This window comes from Myroides sp. LoEW2-1 (assembly GCF_009767705.1).
In the GTDB taxonomy this organism is placed as follows: domain Bacteria; phylum Bacteroidota; class Bacteroidia; order Flavobacteriales; family Flavobacteriaceae; genus Flavobacterium; species Flavobacterium album_A.
Genome location: NZ_WSPP01000107.1, coordinates 14,713 through 26,277 on the forward strand (window position 1 = coordinate 14,713; position 11,565 = coordinate 26,277).

Consider the following 11,565-nt stretch of genomic DNA (forward strand, 5'->3'; position numbering starts at 1 on the left):
TTACAAAATAACAAAAATAAACGCTGATTTCAGCCTGAAATTTACAAAATGTTTCTCGAAAATCCTGTTAATCACAAAGAACAATTTGGTTGGATAGAAGTAATTTGCGGTTCTATGTTCTCTGGTAAAACCGAAGAATTAATTCGTAGACTCAAAAGAGCTCAATTTGCCAAACAGAAAGTTGAAATTTTTAAGCCTGCCATTGATACGCGCTACGATGAAGAATTTGTTGTATCACATGATGCTAATGAGATAAGGTCAACACCTGTCCCTTCGGCTGCACATATCCGTTTGTTAGGTGATAGTTGCGACGTTGTAGGTATTGACGAAGCACAGTTTTTCGACGATGAAATTGTAAATGTCTGTAATGATTTGGCAAATTCAGGCGTCCGAGTAATTGTTGCAGGTTTAGATATGGACTTTAAAGGGAAGCCTTTTGGACCAATGCCTGCACTTATGGCTACTGCTGAATATGTAACAAAAGTTCATGCCATTTGTACGAGAACTGGTAACTTGGCAAATTATAGTTTTAGAAAAGCGGCAAGTGAAGATTTAGTCATGCTTGGTGAAACGCAAGAATATGAACCATTGAGTAGAGCTGCTTATTACAACGCTATGAAAGAAGCCGAAAGAATAAAGAATCTATCAAAGAAGTAATTCTATTGATTTGACACTCGAATAACCACCACCTAAAAAGCTTTATGAAAAAAATATATAAGATCTACGTAGATTCGTATAGTGGACTATCGTCTGCATCGTGGATGCTAGCTATCGTGATGTTAATTAACCGAGCTGGCTCTATGGTATTCCCCTTTTTAGGTGTTTACATGACCAAAAAACTCCTGTTTACTGAAGAACAAACAGGATATGTTTTAGCGTGCTACGGTGTAGGGTCAATTATAGGTTCAACATTAGGTGGATGGATTACTGACAAAATCGGAAACTACAAAGTACAATATCTTAGTTTATTAGGAAGTATTCCTGTATTTATTCTACTTCCACACTTTACAACAGTTACTAGTTTAGCCCTCATGATTTTACTTCAGAGTACAGTAAGTGAAATGTTTCGCCCTGCAAACTCCGTTGCCATTACAATGTATGCTAAACCACAGAATATCACACGAGCTTTCTCTTTAAACAGAATGGCTGTAAATCTCGGTTTCTCAATTGGCCCAGCAATGGGAGGATTACTAGCGGCAATTTCCTATAGTTTATTATTCAATATTAATGCAGCTGCAGCTTTCATTGCAGCAATCGTTTTTATAAACTTTTTTAGAGGTAGAAAAACAAATAAAGAAAAATACAACGAAGAGGGTATTTTAGAGGATAGAACAGAGTTAGTAGGCGATAATAACAAATCTCCTTATAAAGACAAAATGTTCATTATTTATAGTGTATTCTGTACACTATATTCTATTGCTTTTCTACAGTTATTCAGTACAATGCCTTTATACTATGAAAAAGTAGGAGGGCTAAATGAATCACAAATTGGTTTGGTACTTGGTTATAGTGGTCTGTTAATCTTTCTAACGGAAATGTTACTTGTTCACCTTGCAGAAAAATATCTTACCATACGAAAGACCATTTACTATGGGGTTCTAATCAGTGCATTATCCTTTTTACTATTAGCTTTTGATCACAGTATTTTTACAATATATTTATCTATATCTGTGTTATGTGTTTCAGAAATGCTCGCAATGCCTTTTACGTCAACTGTAACAGCTATGAGAGCAGGAGCAAATAACAAAGGGGCTTATATGGGGGTAAATGGGTTGACTTTTGCAGTTGGATTTATAGTATCTCCCATTCTTTCTACAAAGATTGCCTCTCACCTTGGTTATGAAACCTTATGGGTGAGTACTGCCATCCTAATCGTTATTGCATCAATAGGTTTAAATTACTCTGTCAAAAAAATGATAGGATAATCAATATAACAATGGAACACGGTGATATGTAAATTAACATTTTCCAACTCTCTTTTCGAGTTTTAAGAAGTCATATTCACCTCCATTGGTCTTATTGTAAAAATGTCCTACTACCTCATAACCCGCTTTTTCAAAAACTTTTATCCCCATTTGATTCAATTTAGCTATAGCTAACACAAACTTACACACTGCTTTTTTAGTGATAAATGCCCATTCTATATAGTCAATTAATTCCTTTCCATATCCCTTTCCCATATAAAGAGGGTTAAGACCAAACCAATATTCTGCTGTATTATTATCGATGAGATCATAATTGAAAAAGGCTAAAATCTCAGTTAATCCTGGCTTTCTAACTGTAAAAGTATTTTGTCCACGTATTTGTGGATCTAAGAAATCTTCTAATTCTTCTTCGTCTTTTGTCATATCATAAAAGCTCAAAATACCAGGATACTTCCAATTAAAAGCTATTTCTTCAGCTTCTTCTTGTTCCATTACTGTAAATTGAAAATCATCTTCTTTCATACCGTTAACTACTGTTAAAGTTTAATTGTAATGTGATTGTTTAATATTCTCTTTCATTTATTTAAATATATTTGTCACTCTATGAACAAATACAATAAATATATAGCGTGGTTACTATGTTTAGTCTTCGCACTTTTTGGTGCTGAAAAGATAAACTTTGCTGTAGAAAATAGTTGTAGTAAAAAACTCACCTATTGTCCTACTGCCAGCCTCTATGTTTATAATATTAGTAGTAGTAAAGTAAACTCAGACAATGAGCCTACTTCAGAAAAATTAACTAACATTATTTGTGAAACTTTTTTTATTAATAATATAGTTATTCCAGAAATTAAGGGATCAACCATACATTACTTATTTGCCCCTTTCTTTTTCAAACATCGCATCCATTCGACACCATATATAACAGCAATCGATCCTCCTCCAATTGCATAGAGTTCTTTATTCTTTTTTCTAATAGCTTTTTATAGCTATTTTTTTTTACCTATTCAAGACTTATTCTTACAACTCATAGCTGACAATTCTTGCTGTCGAACCTCAATATATTAAACGATACATTAAAAACAAAAGTATATTGAAGTACAATAAAATAAGATGGGACATTACCATCCAATTCTCACCAAAACAATATACCTCCCTCATCCAAATACAATTAATCAAATCAAAGTTACGCCAATATAAGTAGTTTAAGTTATAAAACTTAAGGCATAAACATCACTTTTTCATTCAATTTCTATTCTATTAGTAAAAATGAAAAATCTAATTATTTTCCTACATTTGAGAAAACAATCAATTAAACTATGGAAAAATCAAATAAGCCCTTTATTACCTCAGAAATACAAGACAAAATAGCAACCCTAACTTTCTATAATCCTGCCAGCAATTCTTTTCCAAGTTATCAGCTAAGAGAACTTACAGACAAGATAGAAGAGCTAAGCAAAAACAAAGCAATTACAGTAGTTATCCTAAAAAGTGCAGGCACAGGTGCTTTCTGTGCAGGAGCATCATTTGATGAATTATTATCCATCAAAGACCAAGTGACTGGGAAGAAATTCTTTTCAGGGTTTGCCTCAGTAATAGATGCTATGCGCCGAAGTCCACAAATATTTATTGGACGTATTCACGGCAAGACTGTAGGCGGTGGTGTAGGATTAGCTGCTGCTTGCGACTATTGTTATGCAACGGATAAAGCGGCTATCAAGTTATCAGAATTAGCCATCGGTATAGGTCCGTTCGTCATCGAACCAGCTGTATCAAGAAAGATTGGAAAGACTGCATTCACAGAAATGTCACTCGCGGCACATGAGTGGAAAACTGCCACATGGGCAAAAACTCATGGGCTATATGCAGAATTATATGAAGATGATACCCGTATGGACTTAGAACTTGGTGATTTTGCTAAGCGTGTTAGTGAGTACAACCCACAGGCTCTCATCGCGATGAAGAAAATATTCTGGGAAGGAACAGAGCATTGGAGTGAACTTCTCCATCAAAGAGCTGAAGTTTCGGGTAGACTGGTTCTATCTGAGTTTACAATCAATGCACTTAATCAATTTAAAAAGAAATAATAATAGTTATTGAATATAGCATAAGCGAAAAAGCATATAAGTTATCTTATATGCTTTTTCGCTTTTTATTATATACCAATTATCCTATTATTCCTTTTCAAGTTCTTCCTATTTAATCTAAGCTAAAGAAACTTTGTCTTACAATTCCAAATTGTGAGCCATTCATAAAATACTCGTAATCAAAACCTTGCTGTAAAAAAAACACTATAAAAAAACATTACAAACCAATCCAAGGTATTTAAAGGAGAATGATCGGCTATAAAGTACCATTCTAAGTCTATCACTTCACCATCAAACGACAAGCACCAAACGAACAGCTCAAATCAAATACTATCAATAGTCACACATACATGTAAGAGTTCTACGTCATTAACACTACTACATACAGAAACTAATTACACTGAAAGCCCCTTTGTACAACACAGTGTTTTATGTAAAACAATTAAAAATCCAAAAAAATATAATAGCCTACCTCCTATTTTTTATATAATTTTAACAATCTAAAAATAAAGGTACTATAATTGCTATGAAAAGATTACTTACTTTAATCTTGTTAAGTTTCGTTTTGGGGTCTTACAATCTCAAAGCATCTACTGATAACAACACCATCCCTCCACAAGATTTGGTTGGACACCTAGTGGATAAATCTGGTGATGCCCACTTAGCCACGAGATTCTTAGACCACTTAAATATTTCTGCTGGTATCTCGACTTTAGGATTAACTATAGAAGCTGCTACACCATTAGCACCACATTTGAAGATACGCGCAGGGCTCAACTATCTAAATTACAACTCAAGCGCACAGAAACTAAACATAGAAGATCCCCAAGGATATTTTCTCAATTCCTTTGGATACTCGCCAAGATTGGAAGTCGAAGGCCGAATCAAGCTATTTCACGCCCACGCATTAGTAGACTTCTATCCCAATAAAGAAGGAGTGTTTTTCATCTCTGGAGGTTTTTACTTCGGTAGAAATACCGTTTCCGTCAAAGGTGGCTTCATCGATGACAAAGGAAATCCAGCAGATATACTCGTAGGGCACGAATGGCCCACTTTAGAATATGATGGAAATATCTTAGACTTAAATAAAGGGCGATTAGATGCAGAAATGCGTTTAGGAAATGTCGTAAAACCATACTTAGGTATAGGAGTAGGAAGATCTGTCAGTATGCGAAGAATAGGCATCAAGCTCGAAGTCGGTATGCTATATCAAGGCGACTATACTTTAAAACAAAATGGACAAAAAGTAACTACAGGTAAGGAGGCTGACGCAAGAGTAGAGGATACACAAAAATATAACGAATGGCTCAGGTGGTGGCCAAAAGCTGAACTGAAAATCAATTATCGTATTTTTTAATAATCATTTAATTTATGAAAACTAATGCACTATACCTATTGGTTTGTATTCTCCTAAGTATACTTTCTGTTAATGCTCAATCTGCTGATGGTTTTACTTTCCAACCAGAACCAGTTGCAAAACACTACTCAGACATTGCTTTTAGTGAATTATCAGTTGGTATTGGAATAACAAGTATGGGGATTACAGCAGAAGCGAGTTCACCCTTAACACCTAATCTTCAATTAAGAGCTGGTATCAATTTTTTCAAGTATAACTCTAAATACTATGATGGTACTCCCGATGACCCACGAAATGAATTAAGCAAAACTTTTGGCTACAGACCTGATCTGACAATGAAAGGAAAACTAAATATGTTTCATGGACATGCTTTAGTTGACTTTTACCCAGTAAAAGGAGGGTTGTTTTTTGTATCAGGCGGCTTATACATGGGAAATAACAAAGTGGACTTACACGGTTACTTGATTGATAAAGATGGTGAAAGAGCTAATCCACTAGAAGGTGAAGAATGGCCTACTTTAGATTTTCAAGGGAATGTTATAGACATCAATAATGGGAATATCGATGCACAAGCCACTGTTGGTAATGTAATTAAACCCTATTTAGGATTTGGAATAGGAAGAGCGATATCTAAAAGTAGATTGGGTTTCACTTTTGAACTTGGTATGATGTACCAAGGTGATTATACAATCAAACAAGGAGGGAGCAAAGTAGCGTTTGAACTTGATGAAAATGTCGAATATGATGAAGAAGCTGAAAAGTGGCTTAATCGTATCAAATGGTGGCCTAAAGTTTCCTTTCAATTAAAATACCGCATCTTCTAAGAGTAATAGTCCGTAAAAAGGCAGGGTTATATATGAATGTAAGGGCTTTTTTTTCCTTACCTTTGTCAAAATTTTTAGTTATGCCTAAGATTAGAATTACAAAACAATTTACATTTGAAACTGGACATGCCTTATTTGGATATGATGGCAAGTGTAAAAATGTTCATGGACATAGTTACAAATTAGCAGTAACTGTTATTGGTAGCCCTATTGAGGATACAAATAATGTAAAATATGGAATGGTTATAGATTTTGGAGATCTAAAAAAAATAGTGAAGGAAGAAATAGTTGACAATTTTGACCATGCAACTGTTTTTAATAAAAACACTCCACACATTGAACTTGCTAAGGAATTAGAACAACGTGGACACCATGTTATTCTGGTAGAGTATCAACCTACAAGTGAAAACATGGTCATCGATTTTGCTAATAAAATAAAAGACCGACTTCCTGATGGAATTGAACTATATTCATTAAGACTTCAGGAAACAGAATCTTCTTATGCTGAATGGCACCAATCAGATAATCTTTAGAATTTGGAAATAAATATTCAAACAAATAAGAAAGTATATTTTGCATCCGATCAACACTTTGGAGCACCGACTCGTGAAAAAAGTATTCCTCGTGAACAACTATTTTTGCAGTGGCTTCGCGATAAAGAACACGATATGGGAGCATTAATTATACTCGGTGATCTCTTTGACTTTTGGTTTGAGTATAAGACAGTTGTACCAAAAGGGTTTGTTCGAATTCTCGGAAAACTTGCTGAAATAAAGGATCGTGGTGTACCCGTTTACTTCTTTGTCGGTAATCACGACCTATGGATGGATGATTACTTCCAAAAAGAATTGGGTATTCCTGTATTTCACGAGCCAAAAATATTTAATATCAATGGCAAAAAGTTCTTTATTGGTCATGGAGATGGCTTAGGACCTGGAGATCTTGGTTACAAGAGAATGAAAAAAGTATTTACCAATAAATTCTCAAAATGGCTATTTAGATGGTTACATCCAGATATTGGCGTGAGATTAGGTTCGTACTTATCAGTAAAGAATAAACTTATCTCAGGAGAGGAAGATATCACCTATTTAGGGGAAGATAAGGAATGGTTAATTCTTTATGCCAAGCGCAAATTAGAAACGCAACACTACGACTACTTCGTATTTGGTCATAGGCATTTACCTATGGTATTGGATTTAAACCCAAATTCTAAATATGTCAATTTAGGAGATTGGATTAATTACTTTACGTATGCCGTTTTTAATAGTAATCTAGAATTAGTAGAATATAAGAAAGAAATAGAAAACAAAAAGCCTTGATTGTAATCAAGGCTTTTTGTTTTATTAAAATGGTTTCTCTAAGATCCAAGGACAGTGTGTGAAATAATTCCATCCTACATTACCTAAATCAACCGTATTATCAACAAATCTACTATAAGGACGTCCATTTATAGAGACAAAACTATCTGCGTATACAGCTACATCTTCTCCCTTAGCAGCATATTCTTTTTTGATTACCTGAGCCATTTGCCATATCATATCAGGTGAAGTTAAACGCGCCGCTTGCTTAGTAGATAAAACTTCTGCTAATGGATAATAACTTCTTGTTTTCGTATCTTTATTCTCTACAATAAAATCAGTATAACCTACACGAGAACGCAACATCATTCGCCAACTTAGACGATGACCTTCATCTGTCCAAAGTGTATCTCCCTTTATAAAGTGTATTCTCAAAGGCAATAAAACTTGCACAACCATAAACGCACTTAAAACATACAATTGCCCTTTGCTTAAAAAGTTCTGTGTACCGTAACTAGTCAAATCATCAGTCACTTCAAAAACAGGTTTCTTCTTGAAAAACAAACGACGTACTTGTTCTGGTTCATAAAAAAACACCGAAAAACTCAAAGCAAAATATGGAAAAATTCCAATATGTAAAGTTGCAGAGTTAAAAAGGTGAAAAGTCAAAGCTGCTATAACTCCTAATGTACGTGTCTTCTTCCACAACAACATCGGAACAATTAATCCATCGAAAATAATACCCAAATAAGCAATCGTAATGTAAAACCACTTCTGAGTAAACACTTCCTTAAATACTTCCGGAATATTAGCACTTTGGTACATTAAACGAGTAAAAGTTCCATCAAGCCAATCGGGATAAAACTTTGCAACTGTACCAAAAACATATAAAATAGTTACCTGAAAGATAAAAAACCACGAAAAGTAACGCGGCATATATAACTTTTTATCAACCCGACCTGCTTTTACATCCATAGAGGCATATTGATGTGCTGGTAAAAAGCACATATAAAAACAAATCAGCAACAACATATAATAGTGATTGTTATACGAAGTCTTCTGAATAAAATAAGCACCAGCCCATAAAATTGTCAATAGTACAATATTCAAGCGGTAGCGCCACCCTAACATAACAGCAATAGATACAAATCCCATCAATGCAAAATAAACATACATTTGAGGACCAACTAAGACCTGTAAAAAATCCATATAAATATGGGAGAAAGTCATCTGGACATCAACTAAATTTGTACGCACCCATCCAGTAGCTATAGCACCAAAAGACTCACATGCAAATAAAAATCCAAAGAAAATTCTAAATATAACTAGTGGGGAGTTATCAATTGGTTGAAGTGCTTTTTTCCACATACTTCTCAAAAAATTCACGAGTTACCTGTTCATCGTTGTGTAACTTAGCAATTAACTCGTCTAGATTGTTAAACTTTAATTCATCTCTTATTCTGTCTAAGATACGAACTTTTAAAATTTTATCATATAAATCTCCATCCCAATCTAGGTAATTTACTTCTATCGTATAAGGGTGTCCTTCAAAGGTTGGGTTCACACCTACACTCATCATCCCCTTTACGCGTTCACCATTTATTTCAGATTCCACTACATAAACTCCATTCTGAGGTATCAGTTTATAATCCTCGTCAATCTCAATATTAGCCGTCGGAAAACCTAATTTTCTCCCTAACTTCTTACCGTGAACAACGACTCCAGAAAAGAAATACTCGTAATCTAAGAACTCGTTAGCCATTGCCATATCACCAATCTCTAATGCATGGCGAATCTTAGTAGAACTAACAGAAACGTGATCTATTTCTTCTGCTGATATTTCTTCGACCTCGAAACCATATTTCTCACCGAATAGCTTTAAATCGTTAATATCTGCAGTTCTATTCTTGCCAAAACGATGGTCGTATCCAATAATTATCTTAGAAATATTAAACTTATTTACCAATACTTGCTCTACGAACTCCTCTGCAGTTAATTGTGAAAATTCGTAATCAAACTTCTGAACTACTAAATTGTCTAAACCTAAACCTTCTAATAATAGCTTTTTCTCCTCTAACGTATTCAACAACCTAATGCTATTGTCTTGTTTCAAAACCATACGAGGATGTGGAAAGAATGTTAGAACTAAACTTTCTCCATTATCCTTCTTCGCCGCTTCAACTAATCGGTGAATAATCTTCTGATGACCTTTGTGTACACCGTCAAATGTTCCCAATGTTGCTACAACTTTCTTTTCTGCATGAAACTCGTTTATCGAAGAAAATGTTCTCACTTTAATTTAAAATTTTAGATTAGATGTTTACTTTTGAGCGCGCCTAATAGCTCGTAAAGAAATGTAAAAATACGGCATTTTTACAAATTGTATTTACAAAATTTCTTTAATCTACCTATCTACAATTAGGTTTAACATATTAAATATCATATATGCCTCAAAAATCTTTTAAAACAACTGTTACACTATTTTTTTTATTATTCCTTTTACCATTATATGCACAAGTAACAATCATGACATGGAATTTAAATAACTTCGGTTCAAGTAAAACTACTGATGAAATTGAATTCATTGCTAAAACAATTAAATCTGCTGATATCGTCGCTATACAAGAAATAGTCACCAATCCCTCAGGGGCAAAAACACTGGCCGCACTACATCTTGAATTAACTAATTCGACAGGTACCAAATGGGATTACGCTATTAGCCCACCGACAGATAGTAGCCCTTATCGCTCAGAACGATATGCTTACCTTTGGAAAACAAGTAAAGTAAAGCTAAAAAACAGACCTACTTTAGAACAGACTTACAAAGATCAAATCGAAAGAGAACCTTACATAGCTACTTTTGAATACAAAAGAAAAGAGTTTATGATATTCAACTTTCATGCCTTACCCAAAAAACATCAACCCGAAAAGGAGATTAAATACTTCAAATTCTTTCCCACACAATATACTGATCAAAGATTGATCTTTTTAGGAGATTTCAATACTCCCCAAAGTCACAGTGTTTTTAATCCCCTAAAGAAAATGACTTACCAACCCGTTTTTACTGACCAAAAAACAAGTCTAAGACAAAAGTGTATTAACAATGACTGCTTAGCTTCTGAATATGATAATATCTTCTTATCTAAAAAAGATTTCACCATTGAGAGTCAAGATACAATTCTATTCTACGAGGACTTCAATGACATAAAAGAAGCAAGAAAAATATCTGATCACATACCGATAGCAGTAAGAGTAACTCCTAACTAAAGACTGTAAAAAAACAAAAAAAGGACACCTTATTAAAGGTGTCCTCCACTTTACTTATATAAAATTTAATAACTAACGTCTGTTCATATAGATCATCACGTAATACAAAAGTGTACCCAATGATGATATTGCAGCGACCACATACGTTCTGGCTGCCCAAGACAATGCATCTTTAGCACCTGCATATTCTTGCTGGGTAACGATGTTTTTGGCTTCCAACCACTTCAAGGCTCTTGCGCTTGCGTCGTACTCAACAGGTAAGGTAACAAACGAAAAGATCGTTGTCAAAGCAAAAAGCCCAATACCGAATAATAGCAATTGAGGGAAAGTGTTAATCAATAAGATTCCACCTAACAACACCCAAGTTACAATATTAGAAGAAAAGCTTACTACAGGAACCATCTTTGAGCGCATAGTCAACCAATGATAAGCAGTTGCATGCTGAACAGCGTGACCAACCTCATGTGCAGCTACAGCAGCTGCAGCAGCATTGCGTTCATTATAGACAGCTTCACTAAGGTTCACAGTCTTATCACTTGGATTATAGTGATCAGTCAATCTACCTGGAGTAGATATCACGCGCACATCCCTAATACCGTGATCCAACAGCATCTTTTGTGCAACTTCTGCACCACTCATTCCATTCTGCAATTGTACTTTAGAATACTTTTCAAACTTTGATTTCAACTTGTATTGAATGTAATAGCTTGCAATCATTACAGCTATCAAAAGAATCCACATCATATCATTAATATTTACTACTATAAATATAGCAAATCACAAGCCAAAAATAAAATATGTCATTTC

13 protein-coding genes are annotated in these 11,565 nt (G+C 34.5%); 9 read left to right on the top strand and 4 right to left on the bottom strand.

The window, feature by feature from the left end; genetic code table 11:
• Positions 1–48: 48 nt before the first annotated feature.
• Positions 49–657 carry a thymidine kinase gene (locus tag GOQ24_RS07115; protein WP_155090793.1) on the top strand — a complete coding sequence of 203 codons (609 nt, stop codon included), beginning with the start codon at positions 49–51 and terminating at the stop codon, positions 655–657.
• Positions 658–701: 44 nt separating this feature from the next.
• Complete coding sequence (locus tag GOQ24_RS07120) at positions 702–1,925, top strand: MFS transporter (RefSeq protein WP_155090792.1); 1,224 nt, start codon at positions 702–704, stop codon at positions 1,923–1,925.
• 33 nt (positions 1,926–1,958) lie between these two features.
• Here the strand turns inward: GOQ24_RS07120 and GOQ24_RS07125 are convergent, their stop codons facing one another.
• Positions 1,959–2,447, bottom strand: coding sequence for a GNAT family N-acetyltransferase (locus GOQ24_RS07125; protein WP_155090791.1), 489 nt, complete (start codon positions 2,445–2,447; stop codon positions 1,959–1,961).
• 81 nt (positions 2,448–2,528) lie between these two features.
• Here GOQ24_RS07125 and GOQ24_RS07130 point away from each other — a divergent pair, with 81 nt between their 5' ends.
• The 6 genes from GOQ24_RS07130 (at position 2,529) to GOQ24_RS07155 (ending at position 7,512) form a co-directional block, all read left to right on the top strand.
• Positions 2,529–2,879: a hypothetical protein gene (locus tag GOQ24_RS07130; protein WP_155090790.1), complete on the top strand. Its 351-nt coding sequence runs from the start codon at positions 2,529–2,531 to the stop codon at positions 2,877–2,879.
• Between the two features lie 365 nt (positions 2,880–3,244).
• Positions 3,245–4,012 (top strand): enoyl-CoA hydratase/isomerase family protein, encoded by a 768-nt coding sequence (locus tag GOQ24_RS07135; RefSeq protein ID WP_155090789.1) that lies wholly within the window; start codon positions 3,245–3,247, stop codon positions 4,010–4,012.
• A gap of 526 nt (positions 4,013–4,538) precedes the next feature.
• Positions 4,539–5,369: a hypothetical protein gene (locus GOQ24_RS07140; RefSeq protein WP_155090788.1), complete on the top strand. Its 831-nt coding sequence runs from the start codon at positions 4,539–4,541 to the stop codon at positions 5,367–5,369.
• A gap of 14 nt (positions 5,370–5,383) precedes the next feature.
• Positions 5,384–6,193, top strand: coding sequence for a hypothetical protein (locus GOQ24_RS07145; protein WP_155090787.1), 810 nt, complete (start codon positions 5,384–5,386; stop codon positions 6,191–6,193).
• A gap of 80 nt (positions 6,194–6,273) precedes the next feature.
• A complete protein-coding gene (locus tag GOQ24_RS07150) occupies positions 6,274–6,726 on the top strand; it encodes a 6-pyruvoyl trahydropterin synthase family protein (protein ID WP_155090786.1) in 453 nt (150 codons plus the stop codon).
• Positions 6,727–6,735: 9 nt separating this feature from the next.
• Positions 6,736–7,512 carry a UDP-2,3-diacylglucosamine diphosphatase gene (locus GOQ24_RS07155; RefSeq protein WP_160339395.1) on the top strand — a complete coding sequence of 259 codons (777 nt, stop codon included), beginning with the start codon at positions 6,736–6,738 and terminating at the stop codon, positions 7,510–7,512.
• Positions 7,513–7,536: 24 nt separating this feature from the next.
• Here the strand turns inward: GOQ24_RS07155 and GOQ24_RS07160 are convergent, their stop codons facing one another.
• Positions 7,537–8,859, bottom strand: coding sequence for an HTTM domain-containing protein (locus GOQ24_RS07160; protein WP_160339393.1), 1,323 nt, complete (start codon positions 8,857–8,859; stop codon positions 7,537–7,539).
• Complete coding sequence (locus GOQ24_RS07165; RefSeq protein WP_160339394.1) at positions 8,831–9,784, bottom strand: bifunctional riboflavin kinase/FAD synthetase; 954 nt, start codon at positions 9,782–9,784, stop codon at positions 8,831–8,833. Before GOQ24_RS07165 ends, GOQ24_RS07160 begins: the two co-directional genes overlap by 29 nt.
• A gap of 152 nt (positions 9,785–9,936) precedes the next feature.
• Between GOQ24_RS07165 and GOQ24_RS07170 the strand changes: the two genes are divergently transcribed.
• On the top strand, positions 9,937–10,758 hold the full coding sequence (locus GOQ24_RS07170; RefSeq protein WP_155090783.1) for an endonuclease/exonuclease/phosphatase family protein: 822 nt from the start codon (positions 9,937–9,939) through the stop codon (positions 10,756–10,758).
• Positions 10,759–10,830: 72 nt separating this feature from the next.
• On the opposite strand, the gene GOQ24_RS07175 is transcribed toward GOQ24_RS07170, so the two are convergent.
• Positions 10,831–11,502, bottom strand: a complete 672-nt coding sequence (locus GOQ24_RS07175; RefSeq protein WP_155090782.1) for a zinc metallopeptidase — start codon at positions 11,500–11,502, stop codon at positions 10,831–10,833.
• Between the last annotated feature and the right edge of the window lie 63 nt (positions 11,503–11,565).